The 23,683-nt window shown below is 43.4% G+C and carries 19 protein-coding genes and 1 tRNA gene; 5 read left to right on the plus strand and 15 right to left on the minus strand.

The genetic code is table 11. The features are described 5' to 3' along the window. The 15 genes from A7968_RS23060 to deoC all read right to left on the minus strand — a co-directional run. Nucleotides 1-127, minus strand: a 127-nt coding sequence (locus A7968_RS23060) for a GTP-binding protein (RefSeq protein WP_232321879.1), incomplete at its 3' end; no start/stop codon positions are given. A gap of 64 nt (nucleotides 128-191) precedes the next feature. Continuing rightward, entirely contained in the window at nucleotides 192-2,306 is a 2,115-nt protein-coding gene (gene fusA, locus A7968_RS22230; RefSeq protein WP_064668691.1) for an elongation factor G, read from the minus strand. Between the two features lie 27 nt (nucleotides 2,307-2,333). Then, nucleotides 2,334-2,804, minus strand: coding sequence for a 30S ribosomal protein S7 (rpsG, locus tag A7968_RS22235; RefSeq protein WP_016710546.1), 471 nt, complete (start codon nucleotides 2,802-2,804; stop codon nucleotides 2,334-2,336). Between the two features lie 97 nt (nucleotides 2,805-2,901). Next, on the minus strand, nucleotides 2,902-3,276 hold the full coding sequence (gene rpsL / locus A7968_RS22240) for a 30S ribosomal protein S12 (protein ID WP_002958885.1): 375 nt from the start codon (nucleotides 3,274-3,276) through the stop codon (nucleotides 2,902-2,904). 194 nt (nucleotides 3,277-3,470) lie between these two features. Then, nucleotides 3,471-7,646, minus strand: a complete 4,176-nt coding sequence (gene rpoC, locus A7968_RS22245) for a DNA-directed RNA polymerase subunit beta' (protein ID WP_064668692.1) — start codon at nucleotides 7,644-7,646, stop codon at nucleotides 3,471-3,473. Between the two features lie 103 nt (nucleotides 7,647-7,749). Continuing rightward, nucleotides 7,750-11,775 (minus strand): DNA-directed RNA polymerase subunit beta, encoded by a 4,026-nt coding sequence (gene rpoB / locus A7968_RS22250; protein WP_064668693.1) that lies wholly within the window; start codon nucleotides 11,773-11,775, stop codon nucleotides 7,750-7,752. A gap of 271 nt (nucleotides 11,776-12,046) precedes the next feature. Continuing rightward, nucleotides 12,047-12,409, minus strand: a complete 363-nt coding sequence (rplL, locus tag A7968_RS22255; protein WP_064668694.1) for a 50S ribosomal protein L7/L12 — start codon at nucleotides 12,407-12,409, stop codon at nucleotides 12,047-12,049. Nucleotides 12,410-12,486: 77 nt separating this feature from the next. Next, on the minus strand, nucleotides 12,487-12,981 hold the full coding sequence (gene rplJ, locus A7968_RS22260) for a 50S ribosomal protein L10 (RefSeq protein WP_064668695.1): 495 nt from the start codon (nucleotides 12,979-12,981) through the stop codon (nucleotides 12,487-12,489). Between the two features lie 321 nt (nucleotides 12,982-13,302). Then, nucleotides 13,303-14,007, minus strand: coding sequence for a 50S ribosomal protein L1 (gene rplA, locus A7968_RS22265; RefSeq protein WP_064668696.1), 705 nt, complete (start codon nucleotides 14,005-14,007; stop codon nucleotides 13,303-13,305). Nucleotides 14,008-14,011: 4 nt separating this feature from the next. Beyond that, nucleotides 14,012-14,440, minus strand: coding sequence for a 50S ribosomal protein L11 (rplK, locus tag A7968_RS22270; protein WP_008108462.1), 429 nt, complete (start codon nucleotides 14,438-14,440; stop codon nucleotides 14,012-14,014). 215 nt (nucleotides 14,441-14,655) lie between these two features. Continuing rightward, entirely contained in the window at nucleotides 14,656-15,213 is a 558-nt protein-coding gene (gene nusG / locus A7968_RS22275) for a transcription termination/antitermination protein NusG (RefSeq protein WP_064668697.1), read from the minus strand. Nucleotides 15,214-15,217: 4 nt separating this feature from the next. Next, nucleotides 15,218-15,595, minus strand: a complete 378-nt coding sequence (gene secE, locus A7968_RS22280) for a preprotein translocase subunit SecE (RefSeq protein WP_064668698.1) — start codon at nucleotides 15,593-15,595, stop codon at nucleotides 15,218-15,220. A gap of 131 nt (nucleotides 15,596-15,726) precedes the next feature. Beyond that, nucleotides 15,727-15,803: transfer RNA gene (locus A7968_RS22285), tRNA-Trp, on the minus strand. 166 nt (nucleotides 15,804-15,969) lie between these two features. After that, nucleotides 15,970-16,470, minus strand: a complete 501-nt coding sequence (locus tag A7968_RS22290; protein ID WP_064668699.1) for a hypothetical protein — start codon at nucleotides 16,468-16,470, stop codon at nucleotides 15,970-15,972. After that, nucleotides 16,457-17,206 carry a deoxyribose-phosphate aldolase gene (gene deoC / locus A7968_RS22295; protein ID WP_064668700.1) on the minus strand — a complete coding sequence of 250 codons (750 nt, stop codon included), beginning with the start codon at nucleotides 17,204-17,206 and terminating at the stop codon, nucleotides 16,457-16,459. Before deoC ends, A7968_RS22290 begins: the two co-directional genes overlap by 14 nt. 280 nt (nucleotides 17,207-17,486) lie before the next feature. Here deoC and cysG point away from each other — a divergent pair, with 280 nt between their 5' ends. The 5 genes from cysG to cysC are packed head-to-tail and all read left to right on the plus strand — an operon-like array spanning nucleotide 17,487 to nucleotide 23,680. After that, nucleotides 17,487-18,908 carry a siroheme synthase CysG gene (gene cysG, locus A7968_RS22300; protein ID WP_064668701.1) on the plus strand — a complete coding sequence of 474 codons (1,422 nt, stop codon included), beginning with the start codon at nucleotides 17,487-17,489 and terminating at the stop codon, nucleotides 18,906-18,908. 53 nt (nucleotides 18,909-18,961) lie between these two features. Then, entirely contained in the window at nucleotides 18,962-19,861 is a 900-nt protein-coding gene (gene cysD / locus A7968_RS22305) for a sulfate adenylyltransferase subunit CysD (protein ID WP_064668702.1), read from the plus strand. Then, nucleotides 19,861-21,288: a sulfate adenylyltransferase subunit CysN gene (cysN, locus tag A7968_RS22310; protein WP_064668703.1), complete on the plus strand. Its 1,428-nt coding sequence runs from the start codon at nucleotides 19,861-19,863 to the stop codon at nucleotides 21,286-21,288. The genes cysD and cysN overlap by 1 nt, the downstream gene beginning before the upstream one ends. 30 nt (nucleotides 21,289-21,318) lie before the next feature. Next, nucleotides 21,319-23,043, plus strand: coding sequence for an SLC13 family permease (locus A7968_RS22315; protein WP_064668704.1), 1,725 nt, complete (start codon nucleotides 21,319-21,321; stop codon nucleotides 23,041-23,043). A gap of 37 nt (nucleotides 23,044-23,080) precedes the next feature. Next, nucleotides 23,081-23,680, plus strand: coding sequence for an adenylyl-sulfate kinase (cysC, locus tag A7968_RS22320; protein WP_064668705.1), 600 nt, complete (start codon nucleotides 23,081-23,083; stop codon nucleotides 23,678-23,680). The last annotated feature ends 3 nt before the right edge of the window (nucleotides 23,681-23,683 follow it).

Consider the following 23,683-nt stretch of genomic DNA (forward strand, 5'->3'; position numbering starts at 1 on the left):
CACCGCCGTATACTTTTGCAAGTACGTTAGTGATTGCTGCAGTTAGGGTTGTTTTACCGTGGTCAACGTGGCCGATTGTACCTACGTTTACGTGCGGTTTTACGCGTTCAAACTTTGCTTTTGCCATCTTAAAAAATTCCTATAAAGAAATTAAAGGTTCAGTCCACTGCGGACCAAACCGAGCTAAAAAATTACTTAACAGCGCGAGCTGTAATTATTGTATCTGCAACATGTTTCGAGGCTTCAGCGTACTTCAAAAACTCCATAGAGTATGAGGCACGACCTTGTGTCGCAGATCGTAGATCAGTAGCATAACCAAACATTTCAGAAAGCGGAACCTGAGCGTTGACTAATTTAAGTCCGCCTAGCGCCTCTTCCATGCCTTCGATCATACCGCGGCGACGGTTTAAGTCACCAACTACATCACCCATGTTTGCTTCAGGAGTGAGTACTTCAACCTTCATCATTGGCTCTAAAAGTACCGGGTCTGCTTCGAGCGCACCCTTTTTCATTGCCATTGAACCTGCAATTTTAAATGCCATTTCGTTCGAATCTACATCATGGAATGAACCATCATATAAAGTCGCTTTCACGCCAAGTAATGGGTAGCCTGCCAGCACACCTTGAGACATTTGCTCTTGGATGCCTTTATCTACCGCAGGGATGTATTCTTTCGGTACTGAACCACCTACGGTTTCGTTAACGAACTCGTAAATTGGTGCATCATCATCCGAAATATCCATCGGTTCAAGTTTAAGCCAGACATGACCATATTGACCACGTCCACCTGATTGACGTATGAATTTACCTTCAACTTTAACAGTTGAACGAATTGCTTCACGGTAAGAAACCTGCGGCTTACCAACGTTACATTCAACACTGAATTCACGTTTCATACGGTCGACAATGATATCAAGGTGAAGTTCACCCATACCAGAAATAATAGTCTGGCCTGATTCTTCGTCAGTTTGTACGCGAAAAGATGGATCTTCAGCCGCTAGTTTACCCAGCGCGATCCCCATCTTATCTTGGTCAGCGATTGTGCGAGGCTCAACCGCAACAGAGATCACTGGTTCAGGGAATTCCATACGCTCAAGCGTAATAATAGAATTCGGATCACACAGTGTTTCACCTGTTGTTACGTCTTTAAGACCAATAGCCGCCGCGATGTCGCCTGCGTGGACTACTTTGATCTCTTCACGTGAGTTTGAATGCATCTGAACGATACGGCCAAGACGCTCACGCTTACTTTTTACTGGGTTGTAAACCGCATCACCCTGTTTAACAGTACCAGAGTAGACACGGAAGAAAGTTAAAGTACCAACGAACGGGTCTGTTGCAATCTTAAAAGCAAGTGCAGCAAACGGTGCGTTGTCATCAGCAGGACGTTCTTCCTCAGTACCATCTTCAAGGATACCTTGAATTTGTTTCACTTGTGTTGGTGCAGGCATATATTCAACAACGCCATCAAGCACAGCTTGAACACCTTTGTTTTTAAATGCACTACCACAAGTTACTGGAACGATTTCGTTCGCTAATGTACGCTGACGTAAAGCATTTTTTATTTCTGCTTCCGTCAGGTCTTCACCTTCCAAATACTTATCCATTAGTTCTTCAGATGCTTCAGCTGCGCTTTCAACTAAGTTTGAGCGCCACTCTTCAGCTAAATCTTGAAGTTCTGCCGGTATTGCCTCATAAGTGAAAGTCATGCCCTGGTCTTCATCATTCCAGTTAATCATTTTCATTTTTATGAGGTCAATAACACCTTTAAAATCGTCTTCAGCGCCAACCGGCAGCTGAATTGGAACAGGCGTTGCTCCAAGACGAGATTTCACCTGGCTAACAACCGTTAAGAAGTCAGCGCCCGTGCGATCCATTTTATTTACGAAGATCATTCTTGGAACTTCGTATTTGTTCGCTTGACGCCAAACTGTCTCAGTTTGCGGCTGTACACCTGATGAAGCACAAAGAACAACTACCGCACCATCAAGTACACGTAAAGAACGCTCTACTTCGATAGTGAAATCTACGTGTCCTGGAGTATCAATAATATTGATACGATGGTCGTCAAATTGCGCGTCCATCCCTTTCCAGAAACACGTTGTTGCAGCAGAAGTGATTGTGATACCACGCTCTTGTTCCTGCTCCATCCAATCCATAGTTGCGGCGCCATCATGTACCTCACCGATCTTATGAGAAAGACCAGTGTAGAACAAAATACGTTCTGTTGTAGTGGTTTTGCCTGCATCTACGTGAGCAACAATACCTATATTACGGTAGCGCTCAAGTGGAGTTGTACGTGCCATAAAATCCTCTTAAAGGTTAAGGACAGATTACCAACGGTAATGTGCGAATGCTTTATTCGCTTCAGCCATACGGTGAACGTCTTCACGTTTCTTAACCGCAGTGCCTTTGTTATCAGCAGCGTCTACAAGTTCTTGAGCTAAACGTAAGCCCATAGATTTCTCGCCACGCTTACGTGCAGCGTCTACTAACCAACGCATACCTAATGCGTTGCGACGTACTGGACGTACTTCTACTGGTACTTGATACGTTGAACCACCAACACGGCGAGATTTAACCTCTACCTGTGGACGGATGTTTTCAAGTGCAGTTTCAAAGATTTCAAGGTGCGATTTGCCTGATTTCTCAGCAGCCACATCTAGCGCACCGTAAACGATTTTTTCAGCAGTAGATTTCTTGCCGTCTAACATTACGATGTTAACGAATTTTGCAAGAAGTTCCGATCCGAACTTAGGATCTGGAAGAATTTTACGTTGACCTATTACGCGTCTTCTAGGCATTTTGTATCTCCGGTTTATTCAGGTTTGTCCTTTTGGAACAATCACCCAAAACAATAATTAAAAATATTTAGTGCTTGGCCTTACTAACGGAAAACAATTAGCCTTTAGGGCGTTTTGCACCGTATTTCGAGCGAGCTTGACGACGGTCGCTAACGCCTGCACAGTCAAGTGCACCACGAACAGTGTGAAAACGCACACCTGGTAAATCTTTAACACGACCACCACGGATTAGGATTACACTATGCTCTTGAAGGTTATGACCTTCACCACCAATGTATGATGTTACTTCGAAACCGTTAGTTAAACGTACACGAGCTACTTTACGTAACGCCGAGTTTGGTTTCTTAGGTGTAGTTGTATATACGCGAGTACATACACCACGCTTTTGCGGACACGCTTTAAGCGCAGCTGAGTTACTTTTCGTAACCTTGCTACGACGTGGCTTACGCACTAGCTGGTTAATAGTTGCCATTTAAATAGCTCCTGAAATTAAAATTACTACTGAAAAAATAAAAAAATCCGCCCTTTATTTACAAGCCCGTATTAAACGCACTGGTAAATGGGTGGCGGAATTTTAATGAGCAAAGATTGAGCTGTCAACCTAAACCGTCAGCAAGGCAGTAGATAACTGCCTTGCAAAAACATAATCTATTGATTAAGTTCAGTTTATTGATTTCCAGATAAATCAGCGTTTAAAGCGTCAGTCAGTGCTTGAGTTGCCTCTTCTGCACTTACTGTTTGCTCTTCAACAACAACTTTGCTCTGCTTACGACGAGCCATACGATCCTGATGATACGCAAAACCGGTACCGGCTGGGATCAATCGACCCACAATTACGTTTTCTTTCAGACCGCGAAGTTCATCGCTCTTACCATTTACAGCGGCTTCAGTTAGGACACGAGTTGTCTCCTGGAATGATGCTGCCGAGATGAAAGATTCTGTGGCTAGTGATGCTTTTGTGATACCCATTAATTGGATTTCATATTTAGCAGGTAACTTGCCTTGAGCTTCTAAGTCGCGGTTTGCGATATTAACGCGCGCCACTTCAATTTGCTCACCGGCTAAGAATTCACTATGACCGCCGTCAAGGATCGTACACTTACGGATCATTTGGCGGATAATTGTTTCAATGTGCTTGTCATTGATCTTAACGCCTTGCAAACGGTAAACCTCTTGCACTTCGTTAACGATATAGTTAGCAACATGAGTCACACCACGTAAGCGTAAGATGTCATGCGGTGATTCTGGACCATCGGCGATAACTTCACCTTTAGACACTTGCTCACCCTCAAACACGTTAAGTTGACGCCATTTAGGGATCATTTCTTCGTAATGATCGCCTTCAGCTGGCGTAATAACTAAACGCTTCTTACCTTTAGTCTCTTTACCGAAGCTAATCGTACCGGTGATCTCAGCTAAGATAGCTGGCTCTTTCGGTTTACGCGCTTCAAATAAGTCGGCTACGCGTGGTAGACCACCCGTGATATCACGAGTTTTCGAACCTTCTTGCGGGATACGTGCTAGCACGTCACCTGGGTTTGCTGTAACGCCGTCAGTTACTTCAATCGTAGTGAATGAAGGAAGACGAGTTTCTTGCAGACCGCGCTCTTCACTTTCGATGATAAGCTTAGGCTCTTTCGCATTGATCTTAGCAAGATCTTTTACAACTACACGGGTTAAACCGGTTAGTTCATCAGTCTGTGCTTCAGTATTTGAGTCATCGATATCGCTGAACGATACTTTTGACTTATGCTCAAGAACGATTGGGTGACTATGCGGGTCCCAAGTAGCAACAATGTCGTTACCTTGAACTTCAGCATTATCTTGAACTGTTAATACCGCACCGTAAGGTACTTTATAACGCTCTTTCTCACGGCCATAACTATCGATGATAGTGATTTCCGTAGAACGTGAAGTAATAACAATCTTACCGTCTGTGTTTAATACATATTTTGCGTTATGAAGCTTCAATGTACCGTTAGTTTTAACTTGTACATTGTTCTCAGCAGACGCTCTTGATGCCGCACCACCGATGTGGAATGTACGCATCGTAAGCTGTGTACCCGGCTCACCGATTGATTGAGCTGCGATAACACCGACTGATTCACCCGCGTTGATGATATGACCACGTGCAAGGTCACGACCATAACACTTAGCACATACACCAAAGTCGTTATCACAAGTGATAACTGAGCGTACACGAACTTCATCAACTGAATGCTCTTCTAAAAGGTCACACAGTTTTTCGTCAAGCATGATGTTACGTTCAACTAGTACAGTATTAGTACCAGGAATTACAACATCTTCAGCAACAACACGACCAAGTACACGTTCGCGAAGTGCTTCTACAACGTCACCACCTTCGATAAGCGGTTTCATTGTTAAGCCATCTTCTGTGCCACAATCGTCTTCGTTGATCACCAAATCTTGTGCAACGTCTACTAGACGACGCGTTAGGTAACCCGAGTTCGCTGTTTTAAGTGCTGTATCGGCAAGACCTTTACGCGCACCATGCGTTGAGATGAAGTACTGAAGTACGTTTAGACCTTCACGGAAGTTAGCCGTGATTGGCGTCTCGATGATTGAACCATCTGGACGTGCCATTAGACCACGCATACCTGCTAGCTGACGGATCTGAGCGGCACTACCACGAGCACCTGAGTCGGCCATCATAAACACTGAGTTAAATGACGGTTGCTCTTCTTCTTCACCTTGGGCATTGATAACCGTGTCTTTTGACAAGTTGGCCATCATTTCACGTGATAAGTTTTCATTTACACGTGACCAGATATCGATAACTTTATTGTACTTTTCACCAGCCGTTACAAGACCTGATTGGAATTGTTGGTTGATTTCAGTTACTTCAGCTTCAGCTGCTTCAATGATCTGTGCTTTAACCGGTGGGATAACTAAGTCATCAATACCGATAGAAACACCTGACTTCATTGCGTAGTGGAAACCGGTGTACATAACTTGGTCAGCAAAGATAACGGTATCTTTAAGACCTAGACGACGGTAACACTCATTCAATAAGCTAGAAATCTGCTTTTTACCTAATGCTTGGTTGATTGACTCAAACGGCATACCTTTAGGTAAAATTAGAGACAAAATTGCACGACCAACAGTGGTATCGATAACCGTGATAGTATCTTCTACTACACCATTTTCGTTCTTCACTGACTGGCTGATACGAACTTTTACGCGAGCGTGAAGTTCAGCATTGCCAGTACGGTATGCTTTTTCTGCTTCTTTTGGATCTTTAAATACAATGCCTTCGCCTTTCGCATTAATACGATCACGGGTCATGTAGTAAAGACCTAATACAACGTCCTGTGAAGGAACGATGATTGGCTCACCATTAGCAGGCGATAAGATGTTGTTTGTTGACATCATTAGCGCACGTGCTTCAAGCTGTGCTTCAATCGTTAACGGTACGTGTACCGCCATTTGGTCACCATCGAAGTCGGCGTTGTAGGCCGCACATACTAATGGATGCAAATGAATCGCTTTACCTTCGATAAGCACAGGTTCAAACGCTTGGATACCCAAACGGTGAAGTGTTGGTGCACGGTTAAGTAATACTGGATGTTCACGAATTACTTCGTCTAATACATCCCATACTTCCGGTACTTCACGCTCTACCATTTTCTTAGCAGCTTTGATTGTCGTAGCCATGCCGCGACGCTCTAATTTGCCATAGATGAATGGTTTGAATAGCTCAAGTGCCATCTTCTTAGGAAGACCACATTGGTGAAGCTTAAGTGTAGGACCAACCGTGATTACAGAACGGCCTGAATAATCTACACGCTTACCAAGTAAGTTCTGACGGAAACGACCTTGCTTACCCTTGATCATATCAGCAAGAGATTTAAGCGGACGCTTGTTAGAACCTGTAATTGCACGACCACGACGACCGTTGTCAAGTAGCGCATCAACCGCTTCTTGTAACATACGTTTTTCGTTGCGTACGATAATATCCGGTGCTGCTAAGTCTAATAGACGCTTAAGACGGTTATTACGGTTAATAACACGACGGTAAAGGTCATTTAGATCAGAAGTCGCAAAACGGCCACCATCAAGTGGTACTAATGGACGTAAATCTGGTGGCAATACTGGAAGTACTGTCATGATCATCCACTCAGGGTTATTACCTGATTGGTGGAACGATTCCATTAATTTTAGACGTTTAGTGATCTTCTTGCGCTTAGTTTCAGAGTTAATTGTTGGTAACTCTTCACGCATTTCAGCAATTAATTGCGCAAGATCGAGTTCACGAAGCAAGTCTAATACTGCTTCAGCACCCATCTTCGCTTCAAACTCATCACCGTGCTCTTCAAGTGCATCTAGGTATTCTTCTTCACCTAATAGCTGACTACGCTCAAGCGTTGTCATACCAGGCTCAGTTACTACGAATGATTCGAAGTAAAGAACACGTTCAATATCACGAAGCGTCATATCAAGCATTAAGCCGATACGTGACGGTAGTGATTTTAAAAACCATATATGTGCAACTGGGCTCGCAAGGTCGATGTGACCCATACGATCACGACGCACTTTAGTGAGTGTTACTTCAACGCCACACTTTTCACAGATCACACCACGGTGTTTAAGACGCTTATATTTACCACATAAGCATTCATAATCTTTCACTGGTCCGAAAATACGGGCACAGAATAAGCCATCGCGCTCAGGCTTGAAAGTACGGTAGTTAATAGTCTCAGGTTTCTTTACTTCACCGTATGACCATGAACGAACCATGTCTGGTGAAGCAAGACCAATGCGAATTGCATCGAATTCTTCGGTCTTATTTTGTTGCTTCAGAAACTTAAGTAAGTCTTTCACCTTAGCTCTCCTGTCGGAGTTAATCTTGAGGACGGGTATTCTCGTCCCTACATTCTATTCGGCCGTAACAGGTGCTACAGGCTAGCTGTAGCACCTAATTGGCTTAATTTTCTTCCAACTCGATGTTGATACCCAGTGAGCGGATTTCTTTCAACAATACGTTGAACGATTCTGGCATACCTGGTTCCATTTTATGGTTACCATCAACGATGTTTTTATACATCTTAGTACGACCGTTCACGTCATCCGATTTCACTGTTAGCATTTCTTGTAGAGTGTAAGCAGCACCGTAAGCTTCAAGTGCCCATACTTCCATCTCACCGAAACGCTGGCCACCGAACTGTGCTTTACCACCCAGCGGCTGCTGAGTAACAAGGCTGTAAGAACCAGTTGAACGCGCATGCATCTTGTCATCAACTAAGTGATTCAGTTTCAGCATGTACATGTAACCTACAGTTACTTGACGTTCAAACTGATCGCCAGTACGGCCATCATAAAGTGTAACCTGACCACTACGAGGGTAGCCACCTAGCTCAAGCATGTCTTTGATTTCGCTTTCTTTCGCGCCATCAAATGCAGGAGTAGCGATTGGTAAACCACCTTTTAAGTTTTCAGCTAAACGACGGATTTCGTCATCAGAGAAGCTAGCAATATCGACAACCTGACGAGATTCACCGATCTCATAAGCTTGCTTGATGAAGTCACGTAGCTCATGAAGCTCACGTTGTTCTTTCATCATTTCTTCAATACGCTCACCAATACCACGTGCAGCTAGACCCATATGTGTTTCTAGGATCTGACCGATGTTCATCCGTGATGGTACACCCAATGGGTTAAGTACGATATCAACGGTACGACCTTTGTCGTCGTATGGCATATCTTCTACTGGTACGATAGTCGAGATAACACCTTTGTTACCGTGACGACCCGCCATCTTATCACCCGGTTGGATACGACGTTTAACAGCAAGGTATACTTTAACAATCTTAAGTACGCCTGGTGCTAAGTCATCACCTTGAGTAATTTTACGACGTTTGTTTTCAAACTTCTTATCGTATTCAGCTTTAAGCTCATCATACTGGGCTGCTAGTTGCTCAAGTTCAGCTTGCTTGTCTTCTTCAGCAAGGCTTTGAGTAAGTAGTTTCTCAGCATTTAGTGATGCTAATCTGTCTTCGTCTTGACCAGCTGCAATAAGTAACTTGCGAGCACGATCTAACACGCCTGCTTCAAGAATACGGAATTCTTCGTTAAAGTCTTTTTTCGCATCACGAAGTTGCATTTCTTCAACTTCTAGCGCGCGCTTGTCTTTTTCAACACCGTCACGGGTGAAAACTTGCACGTCAATTACAGTACCTGTTACAGAGTTTGGTACACGTAATGAGCTGTCTTTAACGTCAGACGCTTTCTCACCAAAGATCGCACGTAGTAGCTTTTCTTCAGGAGTTAATTGTGTTTCGCCTTTCGGAGTCACTTTACCTACTAGGATATCGCCGCCTTTAACTTCAGCACCAATATAAACAACACCTGATTCATCAAGCTTGCCTAGTGCAGATTCACCCACATTCGGGATATCTGCTGTGATCTCTTCTGGACCTAACTTAGTATCACGGGCAACACACTGTAGTTCTTGAATGTGGATAGTCGTTAGACGATCTTCTTCAACTACGCGCTCTGATAGTAGGATTGAATCCTCGAAGTTATAACCGTTCCATGGCATGAATGCCACGCGCAGGTTTTGACCAAGGGCTAAGTCACCTAAGTCAGTCGAAGGACCATCTGCTAACACGTCACCACGAGTAACCGGTTCGCCAACCATACAAGTTGGTTTTTGGTTAATACAGGTATTTTGGTTAGAACGTGTGTATTTGGTTAAGTTGTAGATGTCGATGCCCGCTTCACCAGGGATGCGCTCTTCTTCATGTACATTAACAACGATGCGACTTGCGTCAGCATACATTACTTCACCACCACGTTTTGCAACAATCGTTACACCAGAATCTTTCGCTAGTGTTAACTCAATACCAGTACCTACTAACGGCTTATCCGCTTTCAATGTTGGTACTGCTTGACGTTGCATGTTTGAACCCATCAATGCACGGTTAGCATCATCGTGTTCTAGGAACGGGATAAGTGCGGCCGCTACAGAGATCACCTGTTGTGGTGATACATCCATATATTGCTGGTCCATGCGACCCATAAAGGTTGATTCACCTTTGTGACGACATGGAATTAATTCATCAACAAATTCATTGTTTTCAGTTAAGTTTGAGTTCGCCTGTGCGATAACAAACTGACCTTCTTCAATGGCTGATAAGTAATCAACTTCATCAGTTACAACACCGTCTACCACTTTGCGGTAAGGTGTTTCTAAGAAACCATAGTCATTGGTACGTGCGTACGTAGACAATGAGTTAATTAGACCGATGTTTGGACCCTCAGGAGTCTCGATTGGACATACGCGACCATAGTGAGTTACGTGAACGTCACGTACTTCAAAGCCAGCGCGCTCACGAGTTAGACCGCCCGGACCTAATGCAGAAATACGACGCTTATGCGTTACTTCTGATAGCGGGTTATTTTGGTCCATAAACTGTGATAACTGAGACGAGCCGAAGAACTCTTTAACCGCTGCCGAAATCGGCTTAGCGTTAATAAGATCTTGTGGCATGATCGCATCTAGGTCACCTAAGCTTAAACGCTCACGTACCGCACGTTCTACACGTACTAAACCTACACGGAATTGGTTCTCAGCCATTTCGCCAACACTACGAATACGACGGTTGCCTAAGTGGTCGATATCATCAACATCGCCTTGACCGTTACGAATAGAAATTAATACTTTCATAACAGACACGATGTCTTCTTTGCTTAATGTGCCTGGGCCTGTGTCAGTATCATAACCAACACGGCTATTGAACTTCATACGACCTACAGTAGATAAGTCATAACGTTCTTCAGAGAAGAACAAGTTCTCAAATAAGGCTTCAGCCGCGTCTTTCGTCGGTGGCTCGCCTGGGCGCATCATGCGATAAATTTCTACTAGTGCTTCTAGGCGGTTAGTGCTTGAATCGATACGTAAGGTATCAGAAATATATGCACCGCTGTCCACTTCATTGATATATAGAGTATCAATTTTAGTGTGACCTGCTTTAACCAATTCAGCCATTAACTCTAAAGTTAATTCATCATTCGCGTTGGCAATCACTTCACCCGTTGACTCATCAACGTAGTTTTTAGCAATTACACGGCCAATAATATACTCATGTGGTACTTCTAAATGGCTAATGCCTTTTTTCTCAATGCTCTTGATATGACGCGCTGTTACACGACGGCCAGACTCAACGAACACTTCACCGTCTTCACTTTTTATATCAAAGGCAGCGGTTTCACCACGTAAACGTGATGGCACAAGTTCCATAAGAACTTTACCGTCAGTTACTTCAAACGCAGTGGTTTCGAAGAAGATGTTTAAGATCTCTTCTGTCGTGTACTCAAGTGCACGCAACATGATTGACGCCGGTAATTTACGACGACGGTCAATACGTACATATAAGTTATCTTTTGCATCAAACTCAAAATCTAACCATGAACCACGGTATGGGATAACACGTGCGTTATAAAGCACTTTACCCGATGAGTGAGTTTTACCGCGGTCGTTATCAAAGAATACACCAGGGCTACGGTGTAGCTGAGAAACGATAACACGCTCTGTACCATTGATTACAAAAGTACCGGTATCGGTCATGAGCGGAATTTCGCCCATGTAAACTTCTTGCTCTTTAATGTCTTTAACTGTGCCTGGCGCTTCTTTGTCCATCACAACAAGGCGTAGTTTTACGCGAAGTGGAGCAGAATAAGTCACACCGCGAATTTGACATTCTTTTACATCGAAAACTGGCTCACCAATACGATAACTTACGTATTGAAGCTCAGAATTTCCCGAGTAGCTTTTGATTGGAAACACAGAACGGAAGGCAGCTTCCAAACCATGATCGCCATCAGCGTCCGGCACTAAGAATTTTTTAAACGATTCTAACTGCGTTGACAGTAAGAAAGGTATATCCAAAACTTGTGGACGTTTACCAAAATCCTTACGGATACGTTTCTTTTCAGAATAAGAGTAAGCCATGGGGTTCCTCAGCTTGCTGATCTTTGACCCGACCTGTTCTTGTAAGAACAGACTTAACTGGCATCTAAGCCAAGATTGTACAACATTTAATTGTTGTTCCGATAAACTCTCACTTTAACACTAGCAAACTATAAAGCGTTGAAAGTAAAGAGAAAACCAGATTTTATTTGAGCTATAGGAATACATCGCTCTATAGCGCAAAAAGGCCGGTGATTATATAATCACCAGCCCTTGCCTGATTTCTCAGACAGCGAACTTAGCAAAAGCTAAATTACTTAACCTCAACTTCAGCACCAGCTTCAGTAAGGTCTTTAGCAAGCGCTTCAGCTTCTTCTTTAGATACACCTTCTTTAACAGGTGTAGGAGCAGCTTCAACAAGAGCTTTCGCTTCTTTAAGGCCTAGGCCAGTTGCGCTACGAACAGCTTTGATTGCCGCAACTTTATTAGCGCCAGCGCCAGTAAGGATTACGTCAAATTCTGTTTTCTCTTCAGCAGCTTCAGCAGCAGGACCTGCTACCATAGCAGCTGCAGCAGTTACGCCGAATTTTTCTTCCATTGCTTCAACAAGAGCAACAACGTCCATTACTGACATTTCAGCAATTGCGTCAAGGATTTGGTCTTTAGTTACAGACATTACAAATTTCCTAATAATTAACGGACTCTAGGTCCAAAAAAATTTTTACACCGAAAGATTGATTAAACAGCTTAAAATTAAGCAGCTTGCTCAGCTTTCTGTACACGTACTGCTTCAATTGTTTTACACAATTTGCCAGCAGACGCTTCTTTCATAGCGCTCATTAAGCGTGCAACAGCTTCGTCGTATGTAGGTAGAGTTGCAAGCATGCCTGCGTCTACTACATTGCCTTCAAAAGCGGCCGTTTTAAGCTCAAATTTCTCGTTCTTTTTTGCAAAAGCAGAAAAGATACGCGCAGCAGCACCTGGGTGCTCTGATGAGAAAGCGATTAAGCTTGGACCAACAAATGAATCAGAAAGGCACTCAAACTGTGTTCCTTCAAGAGCACGTTTTGCTAAAGTGTTACGGACAACTTTCATCCAAACACCCGCTTCACGAGCTTCTTTACGAAGGGCAGTAATTGCACCAACTGTTACACCACGAGAATCTGCAACAACTGCAGATAGAGCACCATTGGCTGCTTCGTTGACTTCAGCAACAATTGCTTTTTTGCCTTGAAGATTTAAAGCCATGGGTGTTACTCCTGGTTTAATGGGTTACCGTTTATCGGTTTCCCTGTTCTACTCTTCCCTATCAAACAAGATAGAGATGCTTTTTACGGCGAGAGCCAGAAGATTAGGAAAAATCTATCTGGGGATTCACACCGTCTACGTAGGTGAATATTAAGGCCGAAGCCACCTACGGTCTTGGACGGAAGCCCAATTTATCGCGTTGCCCTAAGGCGCTTCGAAATTATGGACTTCAACCCGAATTCTTTACTTTGCGATTAATTAAATTAATCAGCAAAATGGCGCAAAATTATAGTACAAATTTCACGCCATGTAAACACTCAATTAAACAACAGCAGTTGTTAAAGTGCTTTGGTCAACAGAAACACCTGCGCCCATTGTTGTAGAGATGGTTACTTTCTTAACGTAAACACCTTTTGCTTGTGAAGGCTTAGCCTTCTTAAGCGCAACAATTAGCGACTCAAGGTTTTGTTGAAGTTGCTCAGCTGTGAAATCAACCTTACCAATAGTAGTATGGATGATACCATTTTTGTCATTGCGGTAGCGCACTTGACCAGCTTTAGCATTTTTAACTGCTTCTGCAACGTTAGGTGTTACAGTACCAGTTTTAGGGTTTGGCATTAGACCACGTGGGCCTAAGATTTGACCTAGTTGACCAACAACACGCATAGCGTCTGGTGATGCAACAACAACGTCAAAGTTCATCTCGCCTTTTTTAACTAATTCAGCAAGATCTTCCATACCTACTAATTCAGCACCGGCTTCTTTCGCAGCTTCTGCGTTAGCGCCTTGTGTGAATACAGCAACGCGAACGTCACGACCAGTACCGTTTGGTAATACAGTTGCACCACGAACGTTTTGGTCAGATTTACGAGCATCGATACCAAGGTTAACAGCAACGTCAACACTTTCTACGAATTTAGCTGTCGCTAACTCTTTTAAAAGAGCAACTGCTTCATTGATTTCGTAATCTTTAGTCGCTTCCACTTTTTCGCGGATAGTACGCATACGTTTAGTTAATTTAGCCATTATCTTAGTCCTCTACGTTCAAGCCCATCGCACGCGCAGAACCTGCGATAGTGCGAACCGCAGCTTCTAAATCAGAAGCTGTAAGGTCAGGTTTTTTAGTCTCAACGATCTCTTCAAGTTGAGCACGTGTTACTGTGCCTACTTTTTCAGTGTTAGGACGGCCTGAACCAGATTTGATACCTGCAGCTTTCTTAAGTAAGTAAGCAGCCGGTGGCGTTTTCATGTCGAACGTAAATGAACGGTCGCCGTAAACAGAGATCACTACAGGAACTGGAGCGCCTTTTTCGATAGATTCTGTACGTGCGTTGAACGCTTTACAGAATTCCATGATGTTTACACCGTGTTGACCTAGTGCTGGACCTACTGGAGGACTAGGGTTAGCCATACCAGCAGCAACTTGTAGCTTGATTAGAGCTTCAACTTTCTTAGCCATTATAAATACCTCATTAGGTGGGTCTTAGCCTTGTGCGCGCGAGGACGCGTACTCTAACGGCTTCCCAGTTTAAAAATTGGTTTCTCACTTTTTGTAAGCAAATCAAGAAACTCTTGTTCTGAATACAAAAAGGCCGCTGATTATAAGTTAATCAGCGGCCTTTTTCAAGCTTTATACCAAACATTAAAACATTTGGCATAAACCATTTAATTTAATTAGCGATCTTGCTCAACTTGACCGAATTCAAGGTCAACTGGTGTTGAACGACCAAAGATAAGTACCGACACTTTTACGCGGCTCTTCTCATAGTCAACTGCTTCAACCACACCACTAAAGTCAGCAAATGGGCCATCAACAACACGTACCACTTCGCCTGGCTCAAATAATGTAGCAGGTTTAGGTGCTTCAGCGTTTTCTTGTAAACGGTTAAGAATACGGTCTGCTTCTTTAGAACTGATTGGTGCTGGGCGGTCAGATGTACCACCGATAAAGCCCATAACACGTGCCGTGCTATTCACTAAGTGCCAGCTAGCATCGTTCATATCCATTTGGATTAATACATAACCTGGAAAGAACTTACGCTCAGATTTACGCTTTTGACCTGCGCGCATCTCAACCACTTCTTCAGTAGGTACTAATACTTCACCAAAACTATCTTCCAAACCTTCGATCTTGATATGCTCAAGAATAGTTTGTGCAACACGCTTCTCATAACCTGAGAAAGCCTGTACTACGTACCAACGTAGTTTCTTTTCGTTGTTCTCATCCGACATGGGATCAGATCTCCAATCCAGTTAAAAAGCCTACTGCGCGGAATAATATGCCATCTAATCCCCAAAGGATAAGTGCCATAATCGCAGTTGCAACCATTACAATAAATGTCGTATGGGTAGTTTCTTGGCGCGTAGGCCACACTACTTTACGTACTTCTATGCGTGCTTCTTTTGCAAAAGCAAGAAAGGTACGCCCTTTTTCTGTTGTAGCCGCAATGCCTAAACCAGCAGCAACCGCAACAACAACACCAATAGCACGTAATAACACAGACTGGTCTGCGTACATGTAGTTACCAACTACTGCGCCTGCAAGTAGCGCAATTGCCACAAGCCACTTTACTGAATCCATCGCACTTGATGGCGTTTCTACATTCGTGCTCATAATATTATTACCTTAACTACAGACACAACAACCCTACACTATGGCAGGGTTAATCCATTAAAATCCAAACTTAAAAACAGACTTATTTAAACCGATTTTTAACCCTAGACTTTACCCACTAACAGGAAAATTGGCAGGGGCGGAGAGATTCGAACTCCCAACCGTCGGTTTTGGAGACCGCTGTTCTACCAATTGGAACTACGCCCCTGCAAAGTGGATGCCTATTATACTTACGCAATTCATTAACACAAGTGTAAAAGATACCCATCCGACAAAATCTTAAAGGTTAATTAACCTGTTAGTTCTGAAATAACCGAATTAACCTCTATTGAGCGCTACTTAGTGTGATGACCTTTGCCGATAAAATAGCAGAATTACGCTAACTGTAATATGTCACCATGATAAAAATCACACAGTAACCAAATTTGTTCAAATGGATGATCTACAGGTATCACCATCTCTTGCAGTAGATTTTCAAAATCAGCTTTATGCCAAAGTAAACTAGCATTACGGATCAATAACCAAGTGCGATCTGAGTGATACTGTTTGTTAGCTTTTTGCTTAAGCAATCTTGTCAATGCAAAATGCAGCCTCTGCTCATTAGGAGCTTGTGCCATATCAGCTAAAGAGCGTTGCATTGAAATCGATAACTCCCTACCCAGCACCGCCATTGCTTCGGTTTCGCTGGCATATAAATGTGCGACTTCAATATCTAGCTGTTGTTCGCCTTGGTAGCAACTGATATCTGGCTTGCTCGGCAGGTTATGCCAAATATGGCGCATGGGCACACCAAAACGTTGTTCATAGCAACGAAGAAACAGCTTGGCAGCATCATGCTCCAGCCGTAACTTCTCTTGCTCGCTATCGCGCATCATTGAGCACCGCATAGACATCAGCAAGCAGGCTTGATGCACCAAATCGAAACGTTGCTGGCTGCAAATACGCCTCGCCCATAATATCTTTAGCTAGGCGTAAGTAATTACTTGCATCCGCGACTGTTTTTACGCCACCGGCTGCTTTAAAGCCGACATTAGATTGAGATGCTTTAATCGTACGCAATATCTCAGCGGTTGCATCAAGGGTGGCATTAATAGCCACTTTACCAGTACTGGTTTTTACAAAATCAGCACCACCGGCAATGGCAAGCTCTGTTGCTTGCTTGATCAATGCAGGCGTTTTTAACTCCCCCGATTCGATTATTACTTTTAAGTGTACGTGTTCAGGACAACACTCTTTACTGGCACGCACATATTCCAGCGCCGTGGCTTGATCCCCCGCGATTAATGCCTGATACGGTAACACCAAATCAATTTCATCTGCGCCGCGTTCTATGGCAATTAATGTTTCATTAATTACCTCGCTTAGCTCACTATTGCCTGAGGGAAAGTTAGTTACCGTCGCCACTTTTACATGACTCAACTCACGCGCAGCAAGAGCAAGCTTGGCGTCATCAACAAACTCACTGTAAACACACACTGCTGCTGGAGTACCTAAATTAGCTTTAATACTAGCGACTAATTCTTGAATGGTTGCAGCTGTGTCATCTGTATTTAAACTGGTTAAATCCATTAATTGCACGGCCAATGCCGCATCGCCTAATTGCGTTGTCATAAACCCACCTGTATTCGTCCTTATTGTTTGCTTATAGTAACAAAAATAGTAAATCTCGCTATAGCTAATAACCAAACACTCTAAGCTAAAAACAGACTCACCATACTACTTGCAACTCGTCGCAATCACCTGTTAACTAAGGCTTAAGCCAAACCGAGCAACCATATATAACTTTTGGTTATATCAACTGGGTTTTAATTATTTTTTACTTCGCTTGCGGCGCTATATTCTGCGTTTCTGAAAGCATTTATGCTGCGATTCATCTCAAGGGGTTTACCAAATGCAATATTTACCTATCTTTACCAAGCTCGACAACAAACCAGTATTGGTTGTTGGCGGTGGAGATGTGGCATTAAGAAAGTGCCGTGCATTTTTAAAAGCCCGCGCTGCTGTTACTTTAGTTGCTCCTGATTTTTGTGATGAACTTGTTGAGCTTGGCAATAATAATGAAGTGACACTCGTTGAAGCATACTTTAATGAACATCATCTTGACGGCATGATGCTGATTATTGCCGCTACGGATCTTGAAGACGTCAACGCACAGGTATATGAACAGGCTAATGCGCGTAACATTTTTGTAAACGTGGTGGATGACCAGCCTAAATGCAGCTTTATTTTTCCTTCAATTGTTGACCGTGATCCGATCACCATTGCGATTTCCAGTGCTGGCACTGCACCAGTATTAGCAAGGCGCTTACGCGAGAAGTTAGAAACGCTTATTCCACAACACATCGGCCCGCTTGCTAGTTTAGTTGGCAGCTTTCGCGATAAAGTAAAACAGCGTCTCACGAGTTTTGCTGATCGCCGTCAATTTTGGGAAACCGTATTTGATTCATCGGTCGTCAGTAAAGTACAAAGTGGTGATACCAGTGCAGCTACTGAGCAACTTGAACAATTACTGGAGACTAAACCTGAACCTGAAGGTGAAGTGTATGTAATTGGTGCAGGTCCTGGCGACCCTGAGTTGTTAACCCTAAAAGCACTACAATTAATGCAACAAGCTGATGTGGTGGTATACGACTATTTAGTCTCTGATGAAATTATGGATTTAGTGCGCCGCGATGCTGACTTAGTCTGTGTTGGTAAACGCTTAGGCGATCACAGTGTCGCCCAACAAGACACTAACCAAATGCTGGTAGATTTTGCTAAACAAGGCAAAAAAGTGTGCCGTATTAAAGGCGGCGACCCATTTATTTATGGCCGCGGTGGCGAGGAAGTACAAGTACTGGCTGCAAACCAAGTGAGCTATCAAATAGTGCCTGGCATTACTGCAGCGGCTGGCTGTAGCGCCTATGCAGGTATTCCGCTTACGCATCGTGACCATGCGCAAGCTATTCAGTTTGTAACTGGCCACTGTAAAAAAGATGGCCAAGAACTTGATTGGCAATCACTGGCTAAACCAAACCAAACGCTGGCTATTTATATGGGAGTGATCAAATCGCCGCATATTCAAGCCCAGTTATTAAAACATGGCCGCGGTGCAGATACACCAGTGGCAATTATTGAAAACGGTACTCGCAAAAATCAACGCGTAGTCACCGGTAAATTAGGTGAGCTGGCCGACTTAATTGAGCGCCACAGCATTATTTCACCGGCATTATTAATTATTGGTGAAGTTGCTTCATTACATGAAGAACTTCATTGGTTTGGCGAAAAAGCCCAAACCAGCAGCTTTGCACAACCGCTTACTGGCGTGGCATAAGCTTTAACTTATTTAGATTTTAACTTTTAATCATTTTAGTAGGACGACTAACAATGGCTTTAACTCACCTTCAGCAATTAGAAGCTGAAAGTATCAAAATCATGCGCGAAGTTGCTGCTGAGTTTGAGAACCCAGTTATGCTTTACTCTATTGGTAAAGATTCATCGGTACTTTTACACTTAGCGCGTAAAGCGTTTTACCCAGGTAAAATTCCATTTCCACTGCTTCACGTTGACACTAACTGGAAGTTTAAAGAAATGATCGAATTTCGTGATCGCTTAGCCAAAGAATATGGCTTTGACTTAATCGTCCATAAAAACCCGGAAGGTTTGGCTATTGATATCAGCCCATTTACTCATGGCTCTGGTAAGCATACCGACATCATGAAAACCCAAGGCTTAAAACAAGCACTTGATAAATATGGTTTTGATGCTGCTTTTGGTGGCGCACGTCGTGACGAAGAAAAATCACGCGCGAAAGAACGTGTTTATTCGTTCCGTGATAAACACCACCGATGGGATCCAAAAAACCAACGTCCTGAACTTTGGAATACCTATAACAGCCAAGTTAACCCGGGTGAAAGCATTCGTGTATTCCCACTGTCTAACTGGACCGAACTTGATATTTGGCAGTATATCTACCAAGAAAACATCGATATGGTACCTCTTTACTTAGCTAAAGAACGCCCTGTAGTTGAACGTGACGGCACTTTGATCATGGTTGACGATGAGCGTATGCCACTTGCTGATGGCGAAGTACCAATGATGAAGTCAGTGCGTTTTCGTACTTTAGGTTGTTACCCACTTACCGGTGCGGTGGAATCAACAGCCAGTACACTGACTGAAATTATCGAAGAAATGCTGCTATCAACTTCATCAGAGCGTGAAGGTCGCGTGATTGACCATGATTCAGCAGGTTCAATGGAAAAGAAAAAACGTGAGGGCTATTTCTAATGTCTACCAATACGAACGATACAATTAACGAAGTAAGAGCAATTGGCATCGACGCCTATCTTGCTCGCCAACAAGACAAAAGCCTATTACGTATGCTGACCTGTGGCAGCGTGGATGACGGTAAATCAACCCTGATTGGCCGCCTATTACACGACAGCCATCAGATTTATGAAGATCAATTAGCTGCATTGCACAAAGATAACGAAAAAGTAGGTAACGCTGGTGAGGAGTTAGATTTAGCCCTACTAGTAGATGGCCTGCAAGCCGAGCGTGAACAAGGCATTACCATCGACGTAGCGTACCGTTATTTTTCAACGGCTAAACGTAAGTTTATCATTGCTGACACGCCAGGGCATGAGCAATATACCCGCAACATGGTAACCGGCGCATCAACCAGTGATGTCGCGATTATTCTTGTTGATGCGCGTTATGGCGTGCAAGTACAAACTAAACGTCATAGCTTTATTTGTGATTCATTGGGTATTAAACAGTTTGTTGTTGCCGTGAACAAAATGGATATCGTTGATTTTGACGAAACCGTTTATGAGCGCATTAAAGCCGATTATTTAAAATTTGCCGAGCAACTGAATGTGTCTAACATCAAGTTTGTGCCTATGTCGGCGCTTAAAGGCGATAACGTAGTAACACGCTCAGAGCACACACCGTATTACACTGATAAACCACTGCTTGAGTTATTAGAAGACTCGCCAGCAGCTGAAACAGACACCGGATTTGAAGCGCGTTTCCCTGTGCAATATGTAGTGCGCCCGAACCTGAATTTCCGTGGCTTCCAAGGTACATTAACCTCAGGCAAGTTACGTGTAGGCGATGCAGTAAAAGTATTACCATCAGGTAAAACCTCGAGCATTAAAGAGATTGTCACCTTCGACGGCAACTTAGATACAGCCGAAGCTGGCCAAGCTATAACCTTAACGCTTAACACTGAGATTGATATTAGCCGAGGGGACGTGATCGTCCCTGCTGATTCAACAGCAACTGTTACAAATCAAGTGCAAGCTAAGCTGGTGTGGATGCACGAAGCACCGCTAGTACTAGGCAAAAGCTATAACTTTAAGCTAGGCAGTAAAAACACCTCAGCTATTGTGAAAAAGATTGATCACACTATTGATGTGAACACCCTTGAACACGGCAACGCAGACAGCCTACAACTTAATGAAATCGCAATTGTGACCCTAGAATTGACCGAAACTATTTTGGCCGATGCTTATCACAACAATCACGAAACCGGTGCGTTTATCTTAATCGACCGTTTGTCTAACTTAACCGTTGCGGCAGGTATGATTGAGAATGTACTTGCTAAGCAAGAACAAACTGGTAACTTTAGTGAGTTTGAAGTTGAATTTAATACCTTAGTACGCAAGCACTTCCCACATTGGCAAGCGCTTGATATTACTAAGCTTAAATAATCAACATTGCCTGTTAAGGACGTATAAAGCATGTATCAACAGCTGGTATTAACAGGCATTATGCTAACTTTAGTCGGGTGCCTTTTTGGCACGCGGCTAAAGCCAGCATGGCTTTTTGTTGGCGCAATTGGCATTGCTTATCTTGGTGGCTTAATCGAGCTTGAAGATATGCTGATCAACTACGCCAACCCATCGCTTATCACCGTGGTGTTATTAGTGTTGGTTTCTATCGCGGTTGAAAAAACCACGTTAGTACAAAAGCTTGCCCAATCATTATCAAAAGGAAGTTTAACCAGCTCTGTGACTAAGCTGGGGCTTTCGACTGCCTTTTTATCTTCATTTACCAATAATACCGCGGTTGTCGCATCCCTAATCACCGCAATTAAAGACAGCCCGACTCATTCACCCTCTAAGCTACTATTACCGCTTTCATACACCGCAATTTTAGGCGGCACAATTACCTTAATTGGTACATCTACTAATTTAATCGTCAATGGCTTTGCCGTTGATGCTGGCATGGCACCGCTAGGTTTTTTCGACTTTACCCTAGTCGGTTTAGGCGCATTAAGTGTGGGCCTGATCACTATTTTAGTGATGCTGAAATACTTGCCCGATAACGGCAAAAACGACCAAGAAGTGGTGCCCTTCTACCTTGAAGGTAAAGTTGAGCCGGGCTCAAAACTAATTGGTAAAAGCGTAGAAGAAAACGGCCTACGAGAATTAAAAGACCTATTCCTCGCTGAGATTTTACGTGACGATAAGCGTATTTGTGCTGTTACCCCACAACAAGTTATTAAATCGGGTGACGTATTATTGTTTGTTGGCGACATAAAATCAGTGCCGCTACTGACCCGTTTTGACGGTTTGAAAATTGTCCACGACAACCATGCAAAAGACGTTGAACACCTCGTTGAAGTGGTAGTGAGCCAATCGTCAAAATTTATTGGCAAAACAGTCAAAGAAATTCGTTTTCGTGAACAGTTTCATGCTGCTGTTATTGCCATTCGTCGCGGCCACGACCGCTTACAAGGTGGCTTAGGTAAAGTACAATTACAAGCGGGGGATTCATTGATCCTTGCCCCAGGTAAAGACTTTTACAACTTACCAAACTTAAAGCGCGAATTTGTGTATATCTCAGGGCTTGATTTACAAACCCATTTAGCACCGAAACAATCAAACTTAGTGCTAGTAGGTTTTGCAGGCGTGTTAGCGTTAAGCATTTTTGGCATTGTGCCTTTAGTTAAAGGTTTACTAGTCTTGCTGATTGGCTTAATGCTGACGGGCACGATTAAGCTCAGCGAAGTAAAACGTCGCTTTCCAATTGAGTTACTCGCAGTCGTGGGCAGTGCCATTGGCCTTGCTAAACTGATGATAGGCACCGGCCTTGCGGGGCAAATATCTGACGCGATGTTTTATGTATTGGGCGACTTTGGCCCATACGGAGCGTTTATCGCCATATTTGTCATGACAGTGATATTTACAGAGCTTATCACCAACAATGCAGCCGCAGCGCTATCATTCCCTGTCGCCTATGCATTAGCAATTGGTTTTAATGTTGAGCCACTGCCGTTTATTATGGCGGTCGCATTTGGCGCATCAGCAAGCTTTATTTCTCCGTTCGGTTATCAAACGAACCTAATGGTGTACAGCGCTGGCAACTATCGCTTAAAAGATTATGTATTAATGGGCTTACCGCTTTCTATTATTTATTCAATAACGGTATTAACCCTTATTCCGCTGGTGTTTCCGTTTTAAGCCAGCGCTACTTAGTATTTGATAAGAGAGTTTTACAATGGATGAGAACATTGTTTGGCATAACTATGCCATTACTAAAGCACAACGTAGCGAACACAAAAGCCATAAACCGGCTATCTTATGGTTCACTGGTTTTTCCGGCTCAGGTAAAAGTACCGTAGCCAACGCATTAGAAAGCGCACTAAACCAGCAAGGTATTCATACTTACCTGCTTGATGGCGACAACGTACGTCATGGCTTATGTAAAGATTTAGGTTTTAGCGACGAAGATCGCATCGAAAATATCCGCCGCGTGGGTGAAACCGCCAAGTTAATGGTCGATGCTGGATTATTGGTACTCACCGCATTTATTTCCCCATTTCGCGCTGAACGCGATATGGTAAGAAACTTAGTCGATGACGGTGAATTTATCGAAGTGTTTTTAGACACACCACTGGACGTATGCGAAAGCCGCGATCCAAAAGGCTTATACAAAAAAGCCCGCGCAGGTGAAATAAAACACTTCACAGGTATTGATTCAGACTACCAAATACCCCAATCACCGGAAATTATTTTAGATACCAGCAAAAACACCCTAGACCAATCGGTGCAAGAGCTGATAGCGTATCTAAAACAACAGCAAATTATTAAAGGTTAAGTC

Origin of the sequence: Pseudoalteromonas prydzensis (assembly GCF_001661495.1) — a bacterium.
Classification (GTDB): domain Bacteria; phylum Pseudomonadota; class Gammaproteobacteria; order Enterobacterales; family Alteromonadaceae; genus Pseudoalteromonas; species Pseudoalteromonas prydzensis.